This window comes from Lachnoclostridium phytofermentans ISDg (assembly GCF_000018685.1).
Lineage (GTDB): Bacteria > Bacillota > Clostridia > Lachnospirales > Lachnospiraceae > Lachnoclostridium > Lachnoclostridium phytofermentans.
Window position 1 is genome coordinate 945,127 of the sequence record NC_010001.1, and the last position, 26,312, is coordinate 971,438.

Consider the following 26,312-nt stretch of genomic DNA (forward strand, 5'->3'; position numbering starts at 1 on the left):
TGAAAATCAATATCATTTGAGTGGTTTTAGAATAACATAAATCTTAAGATTTGTCCATAGGTAAAAAATTGTCCATTCAAACAAAACACTATCCTTGTTATACTTCTCACTGTCAACGAAGAACATAGAACGTAGGAGAAAAGCAGTGAAGAAGAGAATAGTTTTTATCATTATATTAATAATTGCATCCTTTCTATCCATCATGCTTGGAGCACAAGATTTTTCCTTAAGAGGAGCATTGGTAAGAGATTCTGCGGATTATCAATTACTTATATATAGTCGCATTCCAAGACTTTTAGCTGTTCTGGTAACGGGAGCTGGACTTAGCATTTCAGGGAAGATTATGCAGACAATGACAGGAAATCGGTTTGTTTCACCAACGACTGCGGGAACGATGGAATGGTGTAAGTTTGGTATCTTATTATCCATTATATTTTTTGGTGGGCAGTCTATGATGCTTAAGATGATTTTTGCTTTTATCATTGCATTATTTGGAAGTCTTTTGTTTGTACAGCTTCTTCAAAGAATACCTCTTAAAAGTCCTGTAATGGTTCCTCTTATTGGATTAATGCTTGGAAATGTGGTTAGTTCATTAACAGCCTATATTTCCTTTCGCTATGATTTGGTACAGAACATATCCTCGTGGTTACAAGGAAACTTCTCCTTAGTAGTAAAGGGCAGATATGAATTACTCTACTTAGGAATTCCTTTTGTTATTCTCGCTTATTTATATGCGAAGAAATTTACGATCGCTGGAATGGGTGAGAGCTTTGCTAAAAACTTAGGATTGAATTATAGGTTTATCACGATAGTTGGATTTGTTATAGTAGCATTTCTTGCTTCTATTATTACAGTATCGGTTGGGAGTATTGCTTTCTTAGGATTAATTATTCCTAACATTGTTTCTATCTATTATGGTGATGACTTAAAACATACCTTATTCGATACTGCATTACTTGGCGGAATTTTCTTATTATTCTGTGACATCTTAAGCAGGATTATCGTTTATCCGTATGAGATTTCAGTTAGTGTGATTGTTAGTGTCTTAGGTGGTGCAATCTTTTTATTCCTGCTATTTCAAAAGAATAAGGAGGGAGGTACCGCATGAGAAGAAAGCAGATATCAAAAGAGAAAAAATGTATCTTGATACTAATCACAATTGTTGCGATTCTTTGTTTCCTTTATCTTTTCTTAGGATTATCAACAAAGAACTTTCATTATTTTTTCCCACGTAGATTACGTAAAGTGTTAGCGGTTTTCTTAACAAGTTATTGTGTTGGATATTCTTCAGTGTCCTTTCAGACGATTACGAACAATAAGATTTTAACTCCGAGCATTATCGGTTTGGATTCCTTGTACTTATTTTTGCAGACCATTATCGTATTTTTCTTTTCTCATGCGGGAGTCAGTAAATTAACAGGCCTTCCTAATTACTTATTATCCATTGGGCTGATGGTACTTTGTTCGTTCTTTTTATTTTTCGGAATGTTTAAGGGAAACAACAAAAATCTATACTTTATGGTTTTAGCAGGTACGATTTTTGGTGGTTTATTTTCCGGACTGGCATCTTTTATGCAGGTATTAATGGATCCCAATGAATTTTCACTTGTACAAGGAAAGATGTTTGCTAGTTTTAATCAGATGAATACAGATTTGTTAACCATAAGTATCGTAATTGTCGTTGTGATTGCTATAGCGGCTAGAAAAGATTTTTCTAAACTGAATGCTTTAGGGCTTGGTCAAACGGGGGCAATTAATCTGGGAGTTCCCTACCGTAGTACTGTATTTAGAACATTAATGTATATTGCGATTTTAACCGCAGTTTCTACAGCACTCGTTGGACCAATTACTTTTCTTGGTATCTTAGTTGTTAGTATTGCAAGGAATTTAGTTTCAACGTATCGTCATGAAATCAGAGTACCGGTTGCCGTGTTATTAGGAGCACTTGCATTACTTAGCGGATTGTTTTTTGTAGAACGTATCCTGCATCATTCTACTCAGATTAGTGTTGTTATTAATTTTATTGGTGGATGTTACTTTATATATCTCATGCTTAAGGAGGGAAAATCATGATAAAGACTAGAGGCTTAACAAAAGCTTATGGTAATAAAAAGGTTGTAGATGACATTTCCATTACAATACCGAAAAACAAGTTGATTGCCTTTGTAGGCAGTAATGGAGCAGGAAAGAGTACACTATTGTCCTTAATTGGGCGTACCTTGGATCGAAGTAGTGGCGAGTGTCACATAGATGAGAAAGAGGTAAAGGAATGGAACAGTAGAGAGCTAGCGAAACGACTTTCTATCTTAAGCCAAACAAATCACCTCAATATTCGCCTTACGGTACATGAGCTCGTGCAGTTTGGTCGTTTCCCATATAGCCAAGGGCGTTTAACAAAAGAGGATGAAAAGAAAGTTGCAGAGGCAATATCCTACATGAGTATCGATGCCTTTAAGGATCGCTACTTAGATGAATTAAGTGGTGGTCAACGTCAAATGGCTTATATAGCAATGTTAATAGCACAAGATACAAAGTATGTCTTTTTAGATGAGCCACTCAATAATCTTGATATGAAACACTCCGTACAAATTATGAAAATCCTAACCAAAATGGTGAAGGAGCTTGGGAAAACGGTTATGGTGGTAATTCACGATATCAACTTTGTCTCCTGTTATGCAGATTATATTATTGCAATGAAGGATGGGAAAATAATTGCCAATGGACCAAGTGAAGAGGTTATGAATTCACAGATGTTACAAGAAGTGTTTGGTATGGAAATTAAGGTAGAACAAATTGAAGGTAATAAAATCTGTCTTTATTATACTTAACAGAATATTAAATGAATTATTATTAATCAATGAATAAGAGCAAATCAATTGAATTAGCATAAATCAAATAAATTAGTATAACTCAAGAGCCATTAGAGTTCTAACTTAGATAATCAATGGGATTTATCCCATGTATTATAAATAAAGAAAAGGAGGAATAATGATTCCTACGTGACATGCTCCCCACCAATTAAATCCAGATTTTGAAGTAGGGGCTTCTCGGTCAAGCATCGAACGGATACAGTAAGCGAGCTAACCCCGTATATCATACGGTTTTTACGAATGAGTTTCCATCCGTACCTTGAATATTTTACGTACAGATAAAAAGACAAAATCAATAGATGCAAAGAGATAAAAGTTAAATGTAGGAAGCATTATAAAACAAAAATGAAAAAATTTAGTTTTAATAAGAGCATCTTCTCTGGTGCTAAGAAAAAGGTTTTAGCGGGAATTTTATTAGGTGTTATGGCAACAAGTGTTTTAACAGGTTGCGCTAAAAAACAGGGTGATACACCTGAAAATAATGCAAATAAGGGCGAGGAGAGCGCTACTACAGCAACACCAGCGCCAACACCAACAACCGCGGCAGAAGAAACAAGATTTTCCTTAACCCATCCTCTTGGAACTGTAACTTTAGAAGGTGCTGCTAAAAAGGTGGTAGTTTTTGATATGGGTGCATTAGATACGATTGATGCTCTTTCTTTCGACGGTGAGCTTGCAGTACCACATGGAAATATTCCAACTTATTTAAGCAAGTACGAAGAGAGTACCGTTAATGCCGGTGGACTTTTTGAGCCAGATATGGAAGCGATTTTTACTTTTGAACCAGATGTCATTATTATTGGTGGTAGACAGGTTGATTTTTATGATGAATTGAATGAAATTGCACCAACCATTTATGTTGAGATAAATGCTGATACTTACATGGAGGACTTTAAACGCAACACTGATAATATAGCAAAAGCTATTGGAAAAGAAAATGAAGCGAAGACTGCGATTGACGGTATTATGAATAAAGTCGAAGAAGTGAAGCAGATTACGAATAGTAGTGATAAAAAAGGCTTAATTATTATGACCAACGATGGCTCCATAAGTGCATATGGTCTTGGATCTCGGTTTGGTCTTATTCATGATGTTTTAGAGGTAAAGCCAGCAGATGAAACAATTGAAGTTTCTAAGCATGGTATGGATGCCAGCTATGAGTATATTGCTAAAGTAGATCCTGACATCTTATTTGTAGTAGATAGAACTGTAATTGCAGGTGGTTCCACAACTGCTGAAAAGACTCTAGATAATGAGCTAGTACTAGGAACGAAAGCTGCAAAAAATAATGTAATCATATCTCTTGATTCTGAATGCTGGTACTTATCAAGCGGTGGTATTAACTCCATGCAAGTTATGGTGAAAGAGGTAGAAGGGGCATTTAATAAATAGTATTAGTAGCAGATGAATGTGTAAATTTAATTAGATAATATATATTTATTGAACTTATAACGAAATAAAAATCCCGGAAATGCAAACCTGCATAAGGCTAAAAGCCTTATCGGTATTTCCGGGATTTTAAAAAGTTATAAAATGAAATTAATTAGAGTAAATTAGATTTCTATTATGATGTTTAGTTTTTAAATTGTTACTCACCCAATAATGCATCAAGTTCTTTTTTAAGAACAGATTCCGAGATCGCACCTTGATAATAGTTTGCTATATTTCCGTCTTTATCAATAATTATTGTAGACGGTATAGCCATGACACTATAGTAATATGCACCTTCTTGTTCTACATCAAAGAATACTGGAAATTCATATCCATTATTTTCTACAAATTTACTACCTTTTTTTATTGTTTCACGAGTTCCATCTACTAAATCAACCATGAGAAAATTTACATCATCTTTTAAGTCCAGATAAACTTTATTAAACTCTGGCATCTCACTCTTACATGGACCACACCAGCTTGCCCAGAAATTTAAAACAATAGGCTTTCCATAATAGTCACTAAGTGAAACGGTATTTCCATCTATATCCTGCATAGAAAAATCAATAGCAGGAAACATTGTTGGCTCTGGATCCTCTGTAATGGTTGGATCGGAAGTATTGTTTGAGGAATCTTCAGGCTCTGTAGTTGGTGTAATATTTTCTTGTTTATTTACTTCATTGTTCTCTTCTTGTTCTGCGTAGTTTTTTGAGAGATTCTTATAAAGAACAGTTGCTCCAACAATAAGAACAACAAATATAGCAAGTATCCATAGTATTTTTTTATTTTTCATATATCCTCATTTCTGCGCTGTTCTTTGTTTTTTTTGTAAGACTACTATGCGTATCATCTAGTTTGTGGATACAGCGCCTTCACAAACTAGAATAGGAAAATTTAACCAAAAATCTATGTGTTTAATTTAATATATCTTAGATTTTTCTATTGTAAAAATGAAAATACAGCACTATAAGTACCGGTTAGGAACAATATACCCATCAAAATTAATAGTCCAGCTGAAATAAATGAAATCTTTCTTGAATTTCTCTTTAAAAAATCAAAGGTAGACTTTAATTGATCGATTAATAATGCACTTAATAAGAATGGAAGTCCTAATCCGAGTGCGTACATAAGCAGCATTACAATACCTTTCATCGTACTTCCAGTTCGCGCAGCCATAACAAGGGCAGAACCAAGGAAGGCACCTACACAAGGAGTCCAACCAACTGAGAAGATAATACCAAAAAGGAAGGCAGCAATAGACTGATTTTTTGTTCTAGTAAGCTTTTGACTATTCATTCCGTTAAAGATTGGAATTTTTACGATACCTAAAAAGCTTAGTCCTAGTAAAATCAAGAAGATACCGGATATAATGTTTACGGCCATATGGTATCGAATGATAAATCTACCAAGTGTTCCAGCAAATGCACCCATAAGGACAAATGTGGTGGAAAAACCGGAGATAAACAATAGGGCGTTTTTTAAGGTGCCATATTTGGTTCGAGTATCAGGTTGCCCTGCTATATAAGTAAGATAAAGCGGCAACATAGGTAATAAGCATGGGGAAATAAAAGTGATAATACCTTCTAAGAAGGAAATAATATACTGCATAATTCTCCTTTCATCTTTTGATTCTTGATGAAGAAAGTCGCTAAGCTTCTTTTTTTGTTCATAATAGGGAATAGTCCGCTAAGCGTACTTTATCTTGTTGACAAGTTACAGGTTTTAAATTTTACATGAATAATCTCCAATTGTAAACCATTCTACCAGAATTCCTATAAATTTACTGTGATTAAGTCACATACGTCTGTCTATTGTCTTGGTAAAATAAAACAGTATATAAAATTTAATTGTATTAAAATTAATCTGAATGTAAAATAGATTTGTATGATAGTAAATTTGAATTATTAGAAATAAAAGAATACTTAAGGAGTGATAGTATGAAATTAAGACCTTTACGTAAAGGATTTATCTATATATTACTCATGTTAACAGGAGCAATGATACTAGCTGGATGTTCGAGAAAACAGGATGCATCAAAGGAGGAGACAGATTTGAAAGAACAATCCTATATAGAGATTACACAAAGCGAAGCGAAAGAAATGATGGATTCCGAGGAGGAATTAGTCATCTTAGATGTTCGTACGGATGAAGAATTTATAGAAGGACATATTGTGGGTGCAGTACTTCTGCCAGTTGGAGAAATTCCAGACCGTGCAGAGGAAATGTTACCAGATAAGGATAAGAAGATATTAGTTTACTGTCATAGTGGGAGAAGAAGTAAGGTGGCAAGTTATGAATTAGCTGAGCTTGGCTATAAGAATGTATATGAGTTTGGTGGAATTATTGACTGGGAATATGATATTGTAAAATAAGCTTATTTTAATCATAAGGTTGTTGCTTAAGAAATTAATAGCAGCAACCTTAATTCGTGGCAATGAAAATTTGCGAAGCGTGCTTTTCAAGTTTTTGACAAGAAATTAATTTAAAGGGAAGCATCAAGGTGAAAGACACCAATTTCTTTATAATGGTCAATTTTATATTCAATTGTAGAAAGACTGCGATTTAATAATTTAATTTGTTCCAAGATATATGCTTTATGTAATTCTAGCATCTCTTTTCTTTGTTCACAGGTTTCCTCTCCATTTAAGCATAAATACATAAATTCTTTAATTTTTTCTATGGACATCCCGGAGTTTTTTAAACAGCAGATGAGACCAAGCCATTGAATATCATTTTCGGAAAAAGAACGTTTTCCAGTTCCGTCTCTTTTTAGTAGGGGGAGTAGACCTTCGCGATCATAAAAGCGGATGGTATGCTCGGATAAGCCAGTTTGTTCGGAAACTTGTTTTATACTATAACTCATTTGATATCCCTTTCTTTCTTATCGAATTATCCGTGAGACAGTAAGTGAATTTTCCTGTTTCAATTCTTTTATTTAAATTCTAAGCATAGTTTATAATTATAGAAACGAAAATCATGCTTCTATAATAGGATTAGCAGTGCAAAAAGAGGACCTTTTATCAAAAATAGCCATGCAATTTCTGATAAGTTGTATTGTACATTGCAATCGAACGGTTTCCCATACATTATATCATATCCTTTAAAAAAGGGAGAAGAAATCTCTGAAAAAGATATTATTAAACGGTGACTTAATCACAGATAAATTAATTAAAGGGGGATATAATGATGCTAGAAACAACAAATGAGTCTTGTTTAAGGTATTATTCGTGAAAACTAAAAAATAAAATATAGGGAGGTCTTACTATGGACATATTACACATAACAAAGGAAAATTATAAAGCAGAAGTGTTAGAAGAAGATAAGGTAGTATTACTTGATTTTTGGGCACCTTGGTGCGGGCCTTGCAGAATGCTTTCTCCAGTAATAGAGGAAATTGCTAAAGAAGAAGAGAATATTAAAGTTTGTAAAATTAATATCGATGAACAATCCGAATTAGCAAGTGCTTATCGTGTCATGAGTATTCCAACACTTGCAGTAATGCAAAAAGGTAATTTGGTTAGTAGTAGCGTAGGATTTAAATCAAAGAAGGATATCTTAAAAATGCTTCCAGCACAATAAGGATATTTGCAGTCCTTTAAGAATATGAGAATAATAATTTATTTAATAATAAAAGGTGAGAAGAATCAAACAAATCCTAGGAAAGAACTAAGGATTGATAGATTCTCCTCACTTTTTAAATTTACTTAAGAGAAGTACACTTACATTTGGGGTTAGATAATGCTCTTTAACTTCTTTTTATCAAGAATTTCAATACCGCCTCTTGTTAGAGATACAATTCCATCTTCTTCAAAATGCTTTAGCATACGAGAGACAACTTCTCTGGCGCTGCCAATGTATTTTGCTATCTGCGCATGGGTTAATGGAATAAAATCTTGTTTATGTTTTAAAGATTCATCTAACAAAAATACTGCTAAGCGTTTATCAAAACTCATAAATAATATCTGCTCCATCGTCCACATAACATCGGAAAAACGGTCGATAGTAGTTCGATAAGAAAAGTTTTCAACATAGATATTATTATCCATGAGTTTTTGAAATGCAGACGATTTTATTAAGTAGGCTTCCGTATCAGATTCTGCTTGTATATTGACATCAAACGTAATGTTTTTAAGTACGCAGGATGCTGAGAGTACGCAAACATCTCCATCTGACAAACGATACAAGGTGATATCTTTACCTTGTTCTGAAAGCATATGCGCTCTTAGTGTACCTTTTTTTATAATCAAAACACCAAGACATTCTGTACTATTATTGTAGATAATAGCATCCTTATGAAATATTACCGGGGAAGTCTGATTCAAAAAGATGTCCATCTCTTCCTTGTTCAACTTAGGTAAGAATGATATCTTGGTACCTAAATATTCTAAATCTTCTTGTGTTATCATAAGCCCTCCCATTTTTTTATATTTTAGCAATTAATAAGAAAAATTTGCTACGATTATGAGTATTATAGCATAAATAAGTTCTTTAACATAGTAATATTCTGTGTATTTTCTATGAAGCTTATTTAGAATAAATTCTGTCATGATAAGATTCCGTTAAGAACTGTTCTCCTAACTTGTTGTATATGCAAAACTGTGATATAAAAAGCATGAATTGTAAGATTGAGGAAAGAGCGACAGAACAAAGTTCTTTCACACGGATGTTTGTTCCTGAGTTATCCTCGGCATAAACCTCCAACCTAATGAGTAGGCATGTTTTCATGTGTGAATAAATTTCGAAATTTTATAGTTTCAACTTACATAATTATGGTAAGTATTATATAATATAAAATGTTTTTAATTAAATTGCGTAGTTCGCTTAACAGAAGAGATGGAGGATTATGATGAGGAAAACAAAAATTGTTTGTACCTTAGGCCCGGCAACCGAAGATGATGCTGTATTGCGTCAGCTGATGATTGAGGGGATGGATGTAGCCAGATTTAATTTCTCGCATGGTGATTATGAACAGCATACAAGAAATTATGAACGTATTCGCCGACTTAGTGCGGAATTGAAATTACCGATTGCTACGTTACTTGATACCAAAGGACCAGAAATCCGTATTGGTACATTTGAAAACGGAAAAATTGAATTAAAAAAGGGTCAAATCTTTACCCTAACAACAAATGATATTGTTGGAGATGAAACACAGGTTTCAATTACATATAAAAACTTAATACGTGACATAAAAAATGGAGTTAAAATACTGATTGATGATGGTCTTATAGAGCTTAAAGTATTTAATATCACTGATACAGATATTATTTGTGAAGTTCTAAATGGTGGTATGATTTCAAATCATAAGGGTGTAAATGTACCTGGAGTTGAATTATCCATGCCTTTTATTAGTAAACGTGATTATGAGGATATCGTATTTGGTATTGGGCAGGGTTTTGACTTTATTGCAGCTTCGTTTACAAGATGTGCAGATGACATAATCCAGATACGTAAAATATTGAATGAGTATAACTGTAATACAGTCAATATAATTGCAAAAATTGAAAATTTACAAGGTGTAAACAATATTGATGAGATAATTCGTGTGTCTGATGGTATTATGGTTGCCCGTGGTGACATGGGTGTTGAAATTCCGTTAGAAGAAGTTCCTGTCATTCAAAAAATGATTATTAAAAAGGTTTACAATGCAGAGAAGCAAGTAATCACAGCGACTCAGATGCTTGATTCTATGATGAAGAATCCAAGACCAACAAGAGCTGAGGCGACGGATGTTGCGAATGCTATTTACGATGGAACTAGTGCCATTATGCTTTCCGGTGAAACAGCAGCAGGTTTATATCCTGTTGAGGCATTAAGGACAATGGTTAAAATCGCAAAGCGAACCGAAGCAGATATCGATTATACATCACGATTTAGAAAGAGAGATAGTCTTACGAATCCGGATGTCACCAATGCAATCTCACATGCGACCGTTACAACAGCGATAGACCTTAATGCAGCTGCGATAATAACCGTAACAAAATCCGGTAAAACTGCAAGAATGATTTCAAAGTATCGTCCACCAAGTTCTATCATTGCATGTACCACCTACGAACATATATGCCGTCAGATGAATCTTTCCTGGGGTGTTGTACCGTTGTTAATCGAAGAGGAAGTGGATGCAAATACATTGTTTGAACATGCGGTGGAAGCAGCAGAAAAGGCAGGTTTTGTTAAGTCAGGTGAATTAGCTGTTATCACTGCTGGAGTACCACTTGGAATTTCCGGTACTACCAATCTTATCAAGGTTCAAGTCGTAGGTCATATCTTAGTAAAAGGAAGAGGCTTAATTGACCGTGAGGTATGCTCAAGTCTTTGCGTATGTAATGATACTGAGGAATTAAGAGAAACTTTTAAGCCAGGGGATATTATCGTTGTGAAAGAAACCAATAACGAGATGATGGAGCAATTAAAACAAGCAGCTGGTATTATTGTTGAGCAGGAGGGGATTAATTCCCATGCTTCAATCGTTGGGTTAAGCCTTGATATTCCAGTAATTCTTGGTGCTGAAAATGCAACAAAGATATTACGTACTGGTTCAATCGTAACACTAGATGGTAAAGAAGGGAATGTATCTGGTAATCGATAATTAAACTTACTTTGGTAAATAAAATTATATAGTATGATAAGTAAAGGGGCTTCTAAAAATTAGATGAGTAATCATCTATGAGAAAAAGCTCCTTTTTGCCTTAAATGAACAAGGGAACCTCGCTCTATAGCTATGAATCAGCTATTTTGCGACGTTCCCTTAGTTTCAAAGAAGCGTACTTTTTCTTGTCTTAACTATCTATAGTTTCGTCTTCAGTAGTTTGCATCGGCTCTTCATCAATCATACGATATCCGATTCCTACCTCAGTAAAGATATATTGTGGATCTGCAGGATTTGCCTCAATTTTTCTACGGATGTTAGCCATATTTACTCTAAGAATCTGGTTATTTCGATCTGCATAGGGTCCCCATATCTTTGTAATAATGGAATCATAGGTCATAACTCTTCCAGAATTGTTAGCAAGCAAAGAAACAAGTTTAAATTCTATCTGTGTTAAATGTACATCTTTTCCTCCGACCATTACAATGTGCTTATTAAAGTCAATTACGAAATCTTTGGCGCGAAAGATAGATGGCGGAAAATTCTTACCAGATTCCAAACTTGCATTATGACGTAGAGCGGTACGGATACGTGCTAGTAATTCTGAGGTACCAAAAGGCTTCGTAATATAATCATCCGCACCTAAATCAAGAGCTTGAACTTTTTCCTTTTCTTGAGTCCGTGCTGAAATAACAATAATTGGAATAGTTGACCAAGAGCGAATCTTCGATATAATCTCCATTCCGTCGATATCTGGTAAGCCTAAATCCAGTAGGATTAAATCTGGACAGTGGGATGTGATGATAGATAGACCCTCTGCACCAGTAAAGCTTTTTAGTACCCTATAATCATAAGCATTTAAATTCGTTGCTATAAAGTTACAAATATTTTGTTCATCTTCGATAATCAAGATGGTAGTATTCTTCATGTAATACCCTCCTTACTCGTTTTAATCCTATTGAGTTTTCCAAAATGACAATAGAATCTTCTTCCTTTGTTATTCACCTGTTTAATCCAGTGGCAAAGTAAAAGTAAAACTAGCACCATTTGAGTGATTGCTTGCCTCGATTACCCCTCCGTGTGCTCTGATTATGGTTTTACATATGGATAACCCAATACCCATCCCTTTGGTGGAATCACTGCTTGTGTTTTTTGTTGCAGTGTTTCCCTCAAAAAAATTATAAATCGTATCTTTGTTTATACCAACTCCATAATCCATAATGGAAAAGCGTACAAAGTTTGGTTCTTTTGTAACAGTTAATTCTATCGGTTTTTTACTCTTAGAGTATTTATAGGCATTTTCAAGCAAATTAATCATAACTTGCTCTATCAGCGTTGCATCCATTGGTACCATTAGAAATTCATCTGGTGTTTTAACTAGAATTTTGGCATTCGGATAACGTTTTTTTAGACGCATGACTGCCTCTGAGACAACTTCTTCTACAGGTTCGCTAACTTTCGTAACAGTAGTATTATTACTGTGAATACGAGTAACGGATAGAAGATTTTCTACCATATGAAGTAGCCAATTGGAATCTTCATGAATGTGGAGAATAAGTTCATCTTTCTCTTCTTCGGTAAGATTATCCTTCATCTCAATGTAAGTAGCACTTGCACCAATCATACCTGTTAAAGGAGTTCGAAGATCGTGAGAAATTGCGCGTAAGAGATTAGCACGCATTTTTTCCTTTTCAGCATCAGCATTTAAACGTTGATGCGCTTGTAAATTTACAACGGTAGTGCTTGTAATAAATGAGATTGCAAGCATACCAAGGAAAGTGATTGGATAACCTGTCCTAGTGAAATCTAATTCTAGGTAAGGAAAAGTAAAGAAATAGTTTACCCCAATGACACCTACAGCAGAACCAATAACACCATAACGATATCCCTCGGTATATTTGGTTATTAAAACTATGGAAAGCATATAAACAATTGCAATGTTTGCTGTATTATTTGTAATTAAATGAAACAATAATGAGCAAAGGGTAGCGATAGCTAGAAATACAATTGTTTTTAGCCAATCTGGTAAATGCTTCATTTTATCCTCCTGTGTGATTTGTTTATTAGCACATAAGTTTCTAGGAAAATCCTTTTCTCTTAATGCACTTTAATCGACACATATTACTAGTGTTAGGGTATAACATAATATGGGAACAATCAAGTGTTACTTTAAGAATTTAAAAGTATTCGTACAGATGACCTATCTGTCAGACTTTTTCACAATCTTTTATACTTATCGTGCAGAATGTTCATAAAAGAAGTATAATAGAAAAAACACAGAAGCGCTAGGGGGAGTGTGAAAAGAATTTCTAAGGCACCAAAAAACGCTGCCTAAGAAATTCTAAAATTCACACGGCTTACTACTGAGCAGGCATGTTTGGAAGTATGAAAGATTGGAGTTGTTTATGCAGATTAAAGAAATTTCTATTAAAAATTTTAAATCAATACGAAAACTTCAAATGACCAATATTGAAAAAGCTTTTATTATCGTGGGAAAAAACAGTACAGGTAAAACGGTTATTTTGGATGCTATTTTGGCTGTCTCTGGAATCTATCAGATAAAGCCTTCCGATTTTATTGTATCAGATGGAAATATCAGAATAGACATCTCTTATGTGGTAACCAAAGAGGATCTAAAATCATTTCATGACCGTGGCTTAATAAGCAAATATAAAAGATATGACTCTTGGTATAATGATTTTTGCAAAAAAGTTCCTAGTTTTCAGCCTTTAGAGGAGGAAGATAGTTTTCGTCTATTTGTTAGTTTTACTGCAAATAAGGGAGGAATTGTGCGTTATGGAGATGGAATTTCAAAGCACAATCCTCATCTAATCAAGATTTTACCAAAGATACATTATATCGATCATAAAAGAAATATTGAAGGGATTCAAAGAGATATCCTCCTTGCCCAAGGACAGGATGCTATTGTAAGCCTTAGAGATAATGTTTGTATGTTTGATAGTGCAAAGAAATGTGTGAATTGTTTTCAATGTATAGGCATTATTGAGAAAAAGAAGCCAGAAGAGCTAAGTATCTTTGAAGTAGCAAAATTATTGGAATATAAACTTTATCATCGGAATTTAGATTCCTTTGTAGAGAAAGTTAATGATTGCTTTCGCAGAAATAATGAGCGAGCTCAATCAATTCGTTATGATATGAATTTTAATATCGATGAAATCTTTCAGATGAATACAGTTGTATTAAATCACGAGCGAAATACGGTTGGACCATTGTCTACGATGAGTGAAGGTACGAAAAGTATCTATATCTTATCTTTATTAGAAGCTTATATTGCAGAGCAAAATAGTATACCAAGTATTATCATGATGGAAGATCCAGAGGCTTATTTGCACCCTCAACTTCAAAAAAGTGCCAGCGAAATTCTTTATCGATTATCGAAAAAAAATCAAGTAATATTCTCAACCCATTCTCCTAATCTGTTGTTTACGTTTAATTCTAGGCAGATTAAGCAGGTCATATTGGATGAAAACTATGATACTACTGTAAAAGAGGATACGGATATTGATGAAATCTTAAATGATTTGGGATATTCAGCAAACGATTTAATGAACGTAAGCTTTGTTTTCATTGTAGAAGGCAAGCAAGATAGCAGTAGACTTCCGTTGTTACTAAATAAATACTATTCTGAGATTTTTGATGAGAATGGGTTACCAAAACGAGTAGCTATTATTGCAACCAATAGTTGTACCAATATAAAGACCTATGCCAATTTAAAATACATTAATAAACTATACCTTAAGGATCAGTTTATGATGATACGAGATGGCGATGGGCTTAATCCGAAGGAATTAAAAGCGCAGTTATGCAATTATTACCGAAGCAGGGGAAGGGAAGATATTGATATTCTTCCTCGAGTGAGAGAACGAAATGTATTGATTTTAAAGTACTATTCCTTTGAAAATTATTTTTTAGAACCTTCTATTATGTCAGCAATTGGTGTTGTAGAAAGTGAGGACGCATTCTATCAGACACTTTTTGAAAAGTATAAGGAATATTTGTACCGACTATCTAGTGTAAAGAATATGACAGAAAAAACTGGATGTAAGATTAAAACCAAAGACGATTTAAAACTAAATTTTGAGTTGATTAAAATCTACGTACGTGGCCATAATCTGTTTGATATCTACTATGGACGATATAAAGGAGATGCATTAACAGAGATACTAAGGCGTTATATTGAACTAGCTCCTAGAGAAACATTTGCAGATATTTTAGATGCTATTGATCAGTTTTTATTTTTTGAAAGTAAGGTTACTAGTGCTAAAATCACGGAGGGGGAAGAAAAAGATAATTCAAATAAGTTAAATAATTAATTAAAGGAATGACCTGTGAAAGAAAAGGAAAAGAAATAATAATAATTTGAAATAGGAAATGGAAAAGAAATAAAAATGAAATTGTTTAAATTAAAAGAAATAGAAAAGAAAAGGAGAAAGCATAGGAGTAATAAGTTTGCATATTATCTAACTAACAGTATTGAAAAGATAAGGTTATAACTATGGAGAAGAATTGCGTTAACACAAGTAGAGAGCATTTAATTTTTCCCGACCAACTAAAAAGAGGAGATACCATTGGACTTGTTTGTCCTTCTTCTCCTACCACGAAAGAAAAGGTTGTGAAAAGTGTTGAATTTATGCAAGATCTCGGATTTGATGTTAAGTTAGGTAGGAGTTGTTGGTGTGAGTTAAACGGCTACCTTGCAGGTGATGCTTGTCTACGGGCAGAGGATATCAATCGAATGTTTGCAGATGATACGGTAAAAGCTATTTTCTGTATTCGAGGTGGATATGGTAGTAGCCAAATCATGAATCTTTTAAATTATGATATGATTAGGAAACATCCTAAAATATTTGTTGGTTATAGTGATATTACAAATTTGTTATCCGCATTCTTTCAGTTATGTGGATTCATCACCTTTCATGGTCCTATGGTAGCATCTAATTTCTTGCAGCATTTTGATCCTTATACCGAAGAGTCGTTATGGAGAGCGTTATTTATGGGAGAGTCACTTACCTTTCAAAATCCTAAGGGAAGGGAACTTACAGTAGTGAGGGAAGGCTGTGCTGAAGGACTCTTAGTTGGTGGGAATTTATCTTTAATAACTAGTCAGATTGGAACATTTTATGCACCTGACTTTCGAGGAAAGATTTTATTTCTTGAAGAAGTTGGGGAGACGGTTCCAAGAATTGGACGTATGCTTGATCAACTTTGGCTAACTGGTATTATAGGGCAGATTAAAGGAGTTTTATTGGGTGATTTTACAGATTGCACGAATCCATACGATAGTAAATATGGTGTTGATGAACTATTTCAAGACTTCTTTTGTCAGTTTAAGAAGCCAGTCTTATCGAATTTAGCATGTGGACATAGTTTTCCTACAGCGACGTTACCGATTGGAACGTTTTGCACGATGGATACCAATCTTAAACAAATCTGTTTTTATCGATAGTTTTAGACGAAAAGTTAAGAAAATAGTGGGAATAACAAAATTTCTTACGTATTGTGTATGCAACAATTGCAAAAATGATTATATTATGGTATATTTGAATTACCAAAATATTACAATTACTTTTGCAATGAAGAAGGAGGTATTATTCTTGATTACCGATGCAACGCAATCCGAGAAAATGATACACATTCCTATCACACAAGTAGTGCCAGGCATGGTTATAGCTCGTGATATTTACTCACGCAATGACCAGTTAATATTGGTTAAGGGTACCAAGTTACTACCAAATATGATTGCTAAGATGATGTTCTATACCATTGAAAGTATTTTTATTTACAAGAGCGAAGAAGATATATATTCTGATTCAAGTTATTATAATCGAATTAAGCAGAGTGAGGACTTTAAGAATTTTAAACAGACCTATGATGACGCTATGATGGAAATCAAAGATTCTGTAAATCTGTTATTGCAATACAGCAACCAGGTACCAGAACAGCAGTTGTTACATAAAGTCGAGAAGATTATACGCACGAGTAAGAACAAATTTCATCTGCTTGAGATGATATACTGTATTCATGAACATGATGATTTAACATTTATACATTCCATCAATGTGGCATTAATTTGCCATGTATTTGGTGAATGGTTGCAAATTCCCCCACATGAGGTTAAAATTCTAACCATATGCGGATTGTTGCATGACGTTGGAAAATTAGTAATTCCAAAAGAAATCTTAAATAAACCAGGTCCTTTAACAAAAGAGGAGTACGAGATTGTAAAAGATCATCCAGAACAAGGTTATCTTTTGCTGCTAAATCATAAGATGGATGAGCGAATTCGTTTGGCTGCATTAGAACATCATGAACGTTATGACGGAAACGGGTATCCTTTATGTAAATATGGAAATGATATTCATCCGTTTTCCATGATTGTCGCAATTGCTGATGTATATGATGCAATGACGAGTAGACGGGTGTATCGAGGAGCAATCTGTCCGTTTGATGTAATAAAATTATTTGAAGAAGAAGGAAAGCAACAGTACGATGTAAAATACTTGATTCCACTGATTCAAAAGATAGCTGAAATTTATATTAACCATACTGTGAAACTAAGTAACAATCAAAAAGGAGAAATCATTCTACTTAACAAAGATAGTTTATCAAGACCTGTAATTAAGGTTGATAATGAGTTTATTGATTTATCGAAGCATAAAGATTTACGAATTGAAGCAGTGATTTAGTTAGTGTAAAATAAAGCTGTTTAACTGTAAGTTTATTTGTATGCAAATAAAAGGAATTTATTTACTTTGTATTTAAAAGTAATACAAAAGGTATTATCCTACTTTATTTTTTTATGCAATAGGTATAAAATAAAAGTCATTTTTCCTACTTTTTATTTCTGCATACTAAAAGTTACTGTATAAGGAGAATATTATGGAGAGCAGAAGAGAAAAAGCAATTCGATTGTTTCAGGAAGGTTATAACTGTTCGCAAGCAGTTTTTGCTGTATTTAACGATGAATATCAAATCCCAAAGGATTTGGCATTGAAACTTTCCTCATCTTTTGGTGGTGGGATGGGAAGAATGAGAGAGGTATGCGGAGCAGTTTCTGGCATGTCGATGGTAGCTGGTCTAGAGACAGGAGCAATCGATGGAGGGGATGCCGAAGGAAAGAAAAAGAATTATGATATGGTACAGAAGTTAGCTGCTAAATTTCGTGAAAAGAAAGGTTCTATTATCTGTAGAGAGCTGCTTGGACTTGATCAGGAGGGTTCAGAGAAAGCATTTATCGATACTAAGCCAGAAGCAAGAACAGAGCAGTATTATGAAAAAAGGCCTTGTGCCTTGTTAGTAGGTGATGCAGTGGATATATTAGAAAAAGAATTATTTCAAGAAACAAAAGATTCAAAAAAGGTTCAGACAAAAATCCAGATGGTACGAGTAGAAGATGATGAGTCCATAAAAGAATTAGCAGAGGTTGCGAATGAAGTTTGGCATCAGCATTTTTCAACCATATTGTCATTAGAACAAATTGATTATATGGTAGATAAGTTCCAATCGGTCAAGGCAATGACAGAACAGATAAAGTGTTCGGGCTACGAATACTATTTTATTGTTGTAGATGGAATCACAGTCGGTTATACGGGGATCCACCCGGAAGAGGGTAAATTGTTTTTAAGCAAGCTGTATATTCTTAGAAAATACCGAGGAAATCAATATGCTTCCCATGTATTTGAGTTTTTAAAAGAACTCTGCAAAGAAAGAGGGCTACAAGCAATTTGGCTTACTGTTAACCGTTATAACTATGATACAATTCATATTTATGAGAAAAAAGGGTTTCAAACCATAAGAACACAGGTAGCTGATATCGGTAATGGATTTGTCATGGATGATTATGTAATGGAACTTAAGCTTTGATAAGGAAAGGTTTGCAATGTTTATTTTCTTGTTAAAAATCTCCATAGTATAGTTTAAAAAATTTCCATGGCATAGCGTCTTGACAACTTAAATGGAAATGTTATAATAACAAAAAGAAAAGACTTTTTTGATTTTTAACAATTTATTGAGATAATACGTTGATGAGAAGAGTAAATTGTGGAGTATTTCAGAGAGGAATACAGTAGCTGAAAGTATTCTAATGCAGAAGCAATTGAAGACTACCTCGGAGTGGCCCTAATCCGGCCCGGTGATTCCGTTACCATCGAATGAAGCCGGGATATCAAAGCATAGCTTTTATGTCCAATAAGGGTGGAACCGCGAGTGATACTCGTCCCTTTCGAATACGTTAAGTAATCGAAAGAGACGAGTTTTTTTATATTCAGTGAACAAAATTATTGTAATTATAAAAGGCGCTAAAGCACCAGAAATGAGGATATTATGAAGATTACATTAAAAGATGGCTCTGTAAAAGAGTATTCGGAGTCTATGCAAATTATTGATATTGCCAAAGATATCAGCGAAGGATTAGCAAGAATGGCATGCGCAGCTGAACTTGATGGAAAAGTAGTTGACCTTCGTACTGAAGTTTCAAAAGACGCAGAATTAAGTATCTTAACATTTAACGATGATGGTGGTAAGGCTGCTTATCGTCACACAACTTCTCATGTACTTGCACAAGCAGTGAAGAGATTATATCCAGATGCAAAAATAGCAATCGGACCATCCATTGACACAGGATTTTATTATGATTTTGATGTTGCTCCTTTTGATCGTGCAGCTCTTGATGCATTAGAGCAGGAGATGAAGAAAATTATTAAAGAAGGCGCTGAAATCACAAGATTTACACTTCCCCGCGCAGAAGCAATCAAGTTTATGGAAGAGAAAGAGGAACCATATAAGGTTGAATTAATTCGTGATTTACCAGAGGATTCCGTAATATCTTTCTACTCTCAGGGAGATTTTGTAGACCTTTGTGCTGGACCACATCTCATGAGTACAAAAAATATTAAAGCGATTAAGTTAATCAATTCTTCCGGTGCTTACTGGAGAGGCAGTGAGAAAAATAAGATGCTTACTCGTGTTTACGGAACTGCGTTTACAAAAAATGCAGATCTTGAGGAGTTTTTAAATCATTTAGAAGATATTAAGAAGAGAGACCATAATAAACTTGGTCGTGAGATGGAGCTATTTGCAACTGTTGACGTTATTGGCCAGGGCTTACCACTCTTAATGCCTAAGGGTGCAAAGATGATTCAAACTCTTCAACGTTGGATTGAGGATGAAGAAGAACGTCGTGGTTATATGAGAACAAAGACTCCATTACTCGCTAAGAAAGATTTGTATGAAATATCAGATCACTGGAATCATTACAAAGAGGGTATGTTCGTTCTTGGTGATGAGGAGGATGAGAATGCAGAAGTATTTGCACTTCGTCCTATGACTTGTCCATTCCAGTATTATGTATATAAACAGTCTCAAAAGAGTTATCGTGATTTGCCTTGTCGTTATGGTGAAACTTCAACACTATTCCGTAATGAGGATTCTGGTGAGATGCATGGTCTTACAAGAGTTCGCCAGTTTACAATTTCGGAAGGTCATCTTATCGTAACACCAGAACAGCTAGAAGAGGAATTCAAGGGTTGTGTGGATTTAGCAAAATACTGTTTAACTACTTTAGGTTTAGCAGATGATGTAACTTACCGTCTATCCAAATGGGATCCAAATAACCAGGGTAAATATCTTGGTAATGAAGAGACTTGGAATAAGGTTCAGAATATGATGCGTGATATTTTAAATCATATTGGACTCGACTTCACAGAAGAAGACGGAGAGGCTGCATTCTATGGTCCTAAGCTTGATATTCAGGCTAAGAATGTGTATGGTAAAGAAGATACCATGATTACAATTCAGCTTGATATGTTCCTTGCTGATCGTTTTGATATGACTTATATCGATGCAAATGGTGAGAAGAAACGTCCATATATTATTCACAGAACAAGTATGGGATGTTATGAAAGAACACTTGCTTGGTTGATTGAAAAATACGCTGGTAAATTCCCAACTTGGTTATGTCCAGAGCAAGTTCGTATCTTACCTATCTCTGAGAAGTACAGTGACTATGCTAAGATGGTAGAAAAAGAGCTTCTTGACAATGGGGTACTTGTTACTGTAGATAACCGTGCAGAAAAGATTGGCTATAAGATCCGTGAAGCTAGATTAGATCGTGTACCTTATATGCTAGTTGTTGGTCAAAAGGAAGCAGAAGAAGGTTTAGTTTCTGTAAGAAGCCGCTACCTTGGAGATGAAGGACAAAAGAAGGTTAGTGATTTCGTTGATGCAATCTGCAAAGAGATCAGAACTAAGGAAATTCGTAAAATAGAAGTAACAGAAGAATAATATACACTTTTAAAGAGAGCAAACAGGAAGTTTTTAATTTCTTGTTTACTCTCTTTCTTTCTTCTATGTTACTTATTATTTTTACATAAATAACATTTTGATTTCTCATAAGTGCAGTAAGATTACTTTATTATATATTCACACAAGATAGAGGAGGTATTCGATTTTTGAGAACAAATCAGAATGTGAAAGTAAGACTTGGAATGAAGGGGAGACTTTTAGGTTTAATACTACCAATCATAGTAACCGTAATTGGAATTACTCTTTTTGTTTCCTTAAACAGCATGAAAGAAATAGTGGAAGAGAGAACAAAAGAAGTTATCGAATATACTACGGAAGGAAATGCTGCATCCATGGATTCCTTTTTAGGCTCGACACTAAAAGAATTAGATGCTATGAAACTTTGTATTAAGAATAGTTATTTGACAGAAGCACAATTAAAGAGGTTGTTTCAAAACACTTACGGAAGTAATGAGCTTTATCCAGAAGGGCTCTATTATGCGACAAGTGATGGGTTTTATGCAGATGGAGCAGGTGAAGAAAATAGTAATGGAGATAAGATAGAAGAAGAACAGTGGTTTGTAGAGGGGTTAAGTCATACGAATGGTTTCTCTTATGGATTCCCATATGTAAAAGAGAGTAACAAGGAATTTGTAGTCACCGCTTCCATAGATTTATCCACTGGACTCATTAAAAAGGTTATGGCAGCAGATATTCCAATGAAGATATTAATAGACTACGTTAGTGAAATATCGTTCTTAAACGGAAAAGGGAGGACAATTCTAACGAATACTATGACCGGGGAGGTAATATCAAAAGGGGTTGATATAGAGGGGGAGTTATTACAGAACCTCATACATAAAGTGAGAGAGAAGGAATATGGTACCACTCTCGTCAGTGATGGATCGGAGAATTATTATGCAACAGTTACACCAATTAGCTATTGTAATTTGTCATTAGTTAGCTATGTTTCAAGAGAAGAAGTAATACTTTCTCAGGTAAAGGAAGTCATTTTAAAGGTAATTGTTATTGTTGGCATTATCGTAATTCTTTCCTTATTTTTCATTGTGAGATATATTAGCCATAAAACAAGCCTGTTAAAAAAAGTTACTTCCTATATGGAAACGATAACGGATGGGAATTTTACTAAGGGAATGACAATTGACAGTCGTGATGAGATGGGGGTTATGATTAATTCTGTAGAAGGTTTTCGTAATGTGATGACTCATATGATTTTAGAACTTAATCGAATTGTAGAACTATTACAACATCAATCAGATAATAGTAGTAGGATGAGTTTACAGCTAACAAGCACCAGTACTTCTCAATATAATTCGATGAAGCAAATGCAGGAATCCCTCCTAGATCTTGGGAAAAGCGTTGAGGAGATTGTGGGTAACTCAAATATTTTAGCGGCTGATATTGGAACCGTACGTGAAAAATCGGAAGTGATGAATCAGAATCTGAAAGAAATGGTAAAAATATCAGATTCTGGCCAGATGGAAATTGAACTTATGGGCGAAGCGATGAAAAATATCCAGGACAATATGGGGAATTTATCAGAGTCCGTAGAATCGGTGCATCAGTATATGAGACGTATTCGTAGCATGGTAGAGTCTATGGAGGAAATCGCAGAGCAGTCAAAATTGTTATCCTTAAATGCAGCAATTGAAGCAGTTCGGGCAAATACGGACGGTAAAGGGTTTCAAGTTGTAGCAATGGAGGTTAACGCCTTGGCAAAAAACAGTGCGGATAGCGTGGTACGTATGAAACAGGTAATTGACGGTATCGTAGATCTGGTGAAGGTGATGAAAGGAAAAACAGAGAGTTGTGTTCTTTCGATACAAGAAAGCAAACAAACGATTGAGAATTCCGTGAGGACATTTCAGCAGATTACTTCGAAAGTTCAAACGGTGAAAGAAGAGGTGGATACTGTAACGATCCATATTGGTGAAGTTGAAGGTGTGAGTCAAAACTTGGTAGCGATTACACAAGAGCAATCAGCTGCTAGCCAACAGATGTTTACCATGAGTGAGGCTGTTTTAGAGCATACAGAATGGGTGAAATCGAATGCAATGCAAAGTCAGGAAAAATCAGAGGATTTAACAAAGATGGTATTGAAATTACAGGAAGTATTAGACTTTTTTAAAGTGAATAATGAATTGTGAAGAAACAGTGAAATGTAAGTATTTACATTGTAAATATCCTTCAAATATGATAAAGTAGATTCGAAAACCTATGTAAAGAAAGGTATGGAGGATATGAAAAAAAGAGGAATACTTGCGATTGCGTTGCTAGGAGTTACCCTTGTATTTTCCGGGTGCAAAAAGAACGAAGAGATTAATTTTGAAACATATAGTAGATATAAGGATGTAGATACAACGAAATATGTAACCTTAGGCTCTTATAAGGATATTAAAGTATCTGTAGACACATTTGAAGTTACTGATACCGATATAGGGAAAAAAATTCATGAGGTTCAATTACAAAATAGTACTTATGTAAAAAATGATGATCGTCCGATTTCAAAAGGCGATAAAGTTACAGTTCAGATGACAGGTACGATTGACGGTAAAGAAAATGATGGATTCAAAAGTGACAATTTTGAATTTATCTATGGCAATGGTGAATACGTCATGGATGGATTTACAGATAACTTAGCAGGAATGTATGCAGGAGAGACTACAAAGTTTTCAATCACTATTCCAAATACTTTCTCAGAGAAGGCATTTATCGGAAAAGAAGCTTCTTTTCAGGTGTTAATAAAATCAGTAGAACAACTTGTAATGCCAGAAATTAATGATGAATTTGTACAAAAAATCTCTGATTCAAAAACAGTAGCTGAGTACAAAGAGGGATTAGTTCCTACGATAAAGCAAGAAAAACTGGAAGAAATTAAAAAAGATAAAAAGACTGGAGCTTGGAAAATCGTTTCTGACGCATCTGAGATTTCTGGATACCCAGAAGGTGCAGTAGAGAATAAGAGCAAGGAGCTTGAAGAAAAGCTTAAAATTATGGCAATGGTCCAGAACATGGAACTTAAAGATTATTTGAACACCTATTATGGTGTTACCTTTGAGGAATATGTTAAGTTAGTATTAAAGCAGGAAATGTTATTGGATGCAATCGGAAGAGCAGAGAATATTACATTATCTGAGAAAGAGTATAAAGAAAGTTTAACAGAATATGCAAAAAAGTACGGTTATAACAACAACGAAGAATTCTTAAAGGCATTTGGAGAAGAAACCGTGAAAGAAGCTCTTCTTTGGGACAAGGTTCAAGCTTTCATTGCAGAACAAATAACCATTGAGGAATAAACAATCATTGAGGAACAAACAACCATTGAAGAATAAACAACCTGAAGAATAGACAACAAGAGGGGGAGTAAGTTACCACCAAAGTTGATTTCATAAGCTTGAATTTCTATGAGAGAAAGCGATCATAGAAATTCAAGCTTTTTCTTATATGCTTCTACATATTTCTACTTGATATTGGCAAACTATAGTAGGAAAAGTAGATGCGAAAGTGAGTGAAGAAGATGTCATATCAGCTAGGTAAGGATATTCATGCAAATATGAATTACTTCAACCAATTATTCAAGGTAGATAAAAGCTTTGATATCCTATGCCGAACCTTTCAGACAGGTGGAAGGTTGGCTTGTTTATATTTTATTAATGGTTTTGTAGATGATACTTCCTTACAAAGGATGCTGTTAAAGTTAGAGACAGAGATAGAAGAATTTCCTAAAAATGCGAAGGAATATGCAGAAATCAATATTAGTTATATTGAAATCGATATATTAAAAGAAGAAAAAGCAATTTTAAAGTACTTGTTCTCGGGTATATCCTTGATTTTTATTGACGGTTTTGATGAGGTTATAGCTATTGACGCCAGAACTTATCCAGCCAGAGGAGTGGAGGAACCAGAAAAAGATAAGGTCTTACGGGGCTCTAGAGATGGTTTTGTAGAAACAATCGTATATAATACAGCATTAATACGTCGTCGAATTCGTAGTAACGATTTGGTGATGAAGTTGATGGAGGTTGGTGAGAGTTCGAAAACTGATGTTGTTGTAACCTATATGGATGGTAGAATCGATGAAAAATTATTAAACAGGATTATATCAAAACTTGAAAATCTTAAGATAGATTCTTTATCTATGAATCAGGAAAGTTTAGCGGAATCATTATATCGCGGTAGCTGGTTTAACCCCTTTCCAAAATACAAATACTCGGAACGACCAGATACAACTGCTGCCTGTATTTTAGAAGGTAGCATAGTTATTCTAGTAGATAATTCTCCTGCATCAATGATAATTCCATCCTCCTTATTTGATATTATAGAGGGAACAGATGATTATTATTTCCCACCAATTACAGGCACTTATTTACGATTGTCTCGTATGCTTATTAGTCTAATTGCCTTGATATTGACCCCAACCTTTTTATTATTCATGGATAATCCGCAATGGATACCAAAGGGATTTGAATTTATCATAGTGAGAGATCCGATGAATCTGCCTCTTATATGGCAGTTTATGATTTTAGAGCTCGCTATCGATGGACTTAAACTGGCTGCGGTAAATACTCCAAGTATGTTAAGTACACCTTTAAGTGTGGTTGCTGCAGTAATTATCGGTGATTTTACGGTTAGCTCTGGTTGGTTTAATTCGGAAGCGATGCTTTATATGGCATTTGTTGTTCTAGCAAATTATACACAGGTTAGCTTTGAACTCGGCTATGCGCTCAAGTTTTTACGTATGATCATGTTAATACTCACAGCAATCTTTGGAATATGGGGGTATGGAGTAGGAATTATTTTAGTTATTGTTTGTGTTTCCTTTAATAAGACAGTATCTGGTAGGAGCTATCTTTATCCGCTGATACCATTTAATGCAAAAAATCTACTGCGAAGGTTCTTCCGTGTGACCTTACCAAACAGTAAGAATCAACGTGTTTAGTATTATTTCGATGCAAGGGTACCAAGTTGCAATTGGACAGATTGTATGTTAAAATAAGTTAGAAAAGAGAAAACTTTCTTGTTTTTACTAAAATAAAAATCTAAGCAAGAAAAAGCACGCCTAGCGAGCTTTTCCTTGTCATGAATAAGATAAAAATAAA

21 protein-coding genes and 1 other annotated feature are annotated in these 26,312 nt (G+C 34.5%); of the genes, 15 read left to right on the forward strand and 6 right to left on the reverse strand.

Annotated elements, in window-relative coordinates; translation table 11 throughout:
• Window positions 1-145: 145 nt before the first annotated feature.
• The 4 genes from CPHY_RS03920 (at window position 146) to CPHY_RS03935 (ending at window position 4,262) form a co-directional block, all read left to right on the forward strand.
• Entirely contained in the window at window positions 146-1,108 is a 963-nt protein-coding gene (locus CPHY_RS03920; RefSeq protein WP_012198761.1) for an ABC transporter permease, read from the forward strand.
• Window positions 1,105-2,073 carry an iron chelate uptake ABC transporter family permease subunit gene (locus tag CPHY_RS03925; protein WP_012198762.1) on the forward strand — a complete coding sequence of 323 codons (969 nt, stop codon included), beginning with the start codon at window positions 1,105-1,107 and terminating at the stop codon, window positions 2,071-2,073. Before CPHY_RS03920 ends, CPHY_RS03925 begins: the two co-directional genes overlap by 4 nt.
• Window positions 2,070-2,828 carry an iron ABC transporter ATP-binding protein gene (locus CPHY_RS03930; RefSeq protein WP_012198763.1) on the forward strand — a complete coding sequence of 253 codons (759 nt, stop codon included), beginning with the start codon at window positions 2,070-2,072 and terminating at the stop codon, window positions 2,826-2,828. Before CPHY_RS03925 ends, CPHY_RS03930 begins: the two co-directional genes overlap by 4 nt.
• Window positions 2,829-3,215: 387 nt before the next feature.
• Window positions 3,216-4,262: a siderophore ABC transporter substrate-binding protein gene (locus CPHY_RS03935; protein WP_012198764.1), complete on the forward strand. Its 1,047-nt coding sequence runs from the start codon at window positions 3,216-3,218 to the stop codon at window positions 4,260-4,262.
• Window positions 4,263-4,458: 196 nt separating this feature from the next.
• On the opposite strand, the gene CPHY_RS03940 is transcribed toward CPHY_RS03935, so the two are convergent.
• Window positions 4,459-5,094 carry a TlpA family protein disulfide reductase gene (locus tag CPHY_RS03940; RefSeq protein ID WP_012198765.1) on the reverse strand — a complete coding sequence of 212 codons (636 nt, stop codon included), beginning with the start codon at window positions 5,092-5,094 and terminating at the stop codon, window positions 4,459-4,461.
• A 146-nt stretch (window positions 5,095-5,240) separates the two neighbouring features.
• The gene (locus tag CPHY_RS03945) at window positions 5,241-5,909 is read right to left on the reverse strand and encodes a cytochrome c biogenesis CcdA family protein (RefSeq protein WP_012198766.1); all 669 of its coding nucleotides are present in this window, start codon (window positions 5,907-5,909) and stop codon (window positions 5,241-5,243) included.
• A gap of 329 nt (window positions 5,910-6,238) precedes the next feature.
• Between CPHY_RS03945 and CPHY_RS03950 the strand changes: the two genes are divergently transcribed.
• Window positions 6,239-6,673: a rhodanese-like domain-containing protein gene (locus tag CPHY_RS03950; RefSeq protein ID WP_012198767.1), complete on the forward strand. Its 435-nt coding sequence runs from the start codon at window positions 6,239-6,241 to the stop codon at window positions 6,671-6,673.
• A gap of 110 nt (window positions 6,674-6,783) precedes the next feature.
• Here CPHY_RS03950 and CPHY_RS03955 read toward each other — a convergent pair whose 3' ends face one another.
• Window positions 6,784-7,164, reverse strand: coding sequence for a MerR family transcriptional regulator (locus tag CPHY_RS03955; protein ID WP_012198768.1), 381 nt, complete (start codon window positions 7,162-7,164; stop codon window positions 6,784-6,786).
• A gap of 401 nt (window positions 7,165-7,565) precedes the next feature.
• Here CPHY_RS03955 and trxA point away from each other — a divergent pair, with 401 nt between their 5' ends.
• Window positions 7,566-7,880, forward strand: coding sequence for a thioredoxin (trxA, locus tag CPHY_RS03960; protein WP_012198769.1), 315 nt, complete (start codon window positions 7,566-7,568; stop codon window positions 7,878-7,880).
• A 152-nt stretch (window positions 7,881-8,032) separates the two neighbouring features.
• Here trxA and CPHY_RS03965 read toward each other — a convergent pair whose 3' ends face one another.
• Window positions 8,033-8,707, reverse strand: coding sequence for a Crp/Fnr family transcriptional regulator (locus tag CPHY_RS03965; RefSeq protein WP_012198770.1), 675 nt, complete (start codon window positions 8,705-8,707; stop codon window positions 8,033-8,035).
• Between the two features lie 440 nt (window positions 8,708-9,147).
• Here CPHY_RS03965 and pyk point away from each other — a divergent pair, with 440 nt between their 5' ends.
• Window positions 9,148-10,890 carry a pyruvate kinase gene (gene pyk / locus CPHY_RS03970; protein ID WP_012198771.1) on the forward strand — a complete coding sequence of 581 codons (1,743 nt, stop codon included), beginning with the start codon at window positions 9,148-9,150 and terminating at the stop codon, window positions 10,888-10,890.
• A gap of 190 nt (window positions 10,891-11,080) precedes the next feature.
• Here pyk and CPHY_RS03975 read toward each other — a convergent pair whose 3' ends face one another.
• Complete coding sequence (locus CPHY_RS03975; protein ID WP_012198772.1) at window positions 11,081-11,818, reverse strand: response regulator; 738 nt, start codon at window positions 11,816-11,818, stop codon at window positions 11,081-11,083.
• 81 nt (window positions 11,819-11,899) lie between these two features.
• The gene (locus tag CPHY_RS03980) at window positions 11,900-12,928 is read right to left on the reverse strand and encodes a sensor histidine kinase (RefSeq protein WP_012198773.1); all 1,029 of its coding nucleotides are present in this window, start codon (window positions 12,926-12,928) and stop codon (window positions 11,900-11,902) included.
• A gap of 367 nt (window positions 12,929-13,295) precedes the next feature.
• Between CPHY_RS03980 and CPHY_RS03985 the strand changes: the two genes are divergently transcribed.
• The 8 genes from CPHY_RS03985 to CPHY_RS04025 all read left to right on the forward strand — a co-directional run bounded on the left by CPHY_RS03985 (window position 13,296) and on the right by CPHY_RS04025 (window position 26,152).
• Entirely contained in the window at window positions 13,296-15,224 is a 1,929-nt protein-coding gene (locus tag CPHY_RS03985) for an ATP-dependent nuclease (protein WP_012198774.1), read from the forward strand.
• 182 nt (window positions 15,225-15,406) lie between these two features.
• Window positions 15,407-16,357 (forward strand): S66 peptidase family protein, encoded by a 951-nt coding sequence (locus CPHY_RS03990; RefSeq protein ID WP_012198775.1) that lies wholly within the window; start codon window positions 15,407-15,409, stop codon window positions 16,355-16,357.
• 148 nt (window positions 16,358-16,505) lie between these two features.
• Window positions 16,506-17,597 (forward strand): HD-GYP domain-containing protein, encoded by a 1,092-nt coding sequence (locus tag CPHY_RS03995; RefSeq protein ID WP_049762295.1) that lies wholly within the window; start codon window positions 16,506-16,508, stop codon window positions 17,595-17,597.
• Window positions 17,598-17,790: 193 nt separating this feature from the next.
• A complete protein-coding gene (locus CPHY_RS22400) occupies window positions 17,791-18,774 on the forward strand; it encodes a C-GCAxxG-C-C family (seleno)protein (protein WP_012198777.1) in 984 nt (327 codons plus the stop codon).
• Window positions 18,775-18,923: 149 nt separating this feature from the next.
• Window positions 18,924-19,134, forward strand: a binding site (T-box leader).
• Window positions 19,135-19,233: 99 nt separating this feature from the next.
• Window positions 19,234-21,192: a threonine--tRNA ligase gene (gene thrS / locus CPHY_RS04010; protein ID WP_012198778.1), complete on the forward strand. Its 1,959-nt coding sequence runs from the start codon at window positions 19,234-19,236 to the stop codon at window positions 21,190-21,192.
• A 167-nt stretch (window positions 21,193-21,359) separates the two neighbouring features.
• Window positions 21,360-23,360 carry a methyl-accepting chemotaxis protein gene (locus CPHY_RS04015; RefSeq protein WP_012198779.1) on the forward strand — a complete coding sequence of 667 codons (2,001 nt, stop codon included), beginning with the start codon at window positions 21,360-21,362 and terminating at the stop codon, window positions 23,358-23,360.
• A 93-nt stretch (window positions 23,361-23,453) separates the two neighbouring features.
• On the forward strand, window positions 23,454-24,509 hold the full coding sequence (locus CPHY_RS04020; RefSeq protein ID WP_012198780.1) for an FKBP-type peptidyl-prolyl cis-trans isomerase: 1,056 nt from the start codon (window positions 23,454-23,456) through the stop codon (window positions 24,507-24,509).
• Window positions 24,510-24,730: 221 nt separating this feature from the next.
• A complete protein-coding gene (locus CPHY_RS04025; RefSeq protein ID WP_012198781.1) occupies window positions 24,731-26,152 on the forward strand; it encodes a spore germination protein in 1,422 nt (473 codons plus the stop codon).
• Window positions 26,153-26,312: the final 160 nt, after the last annotated feature.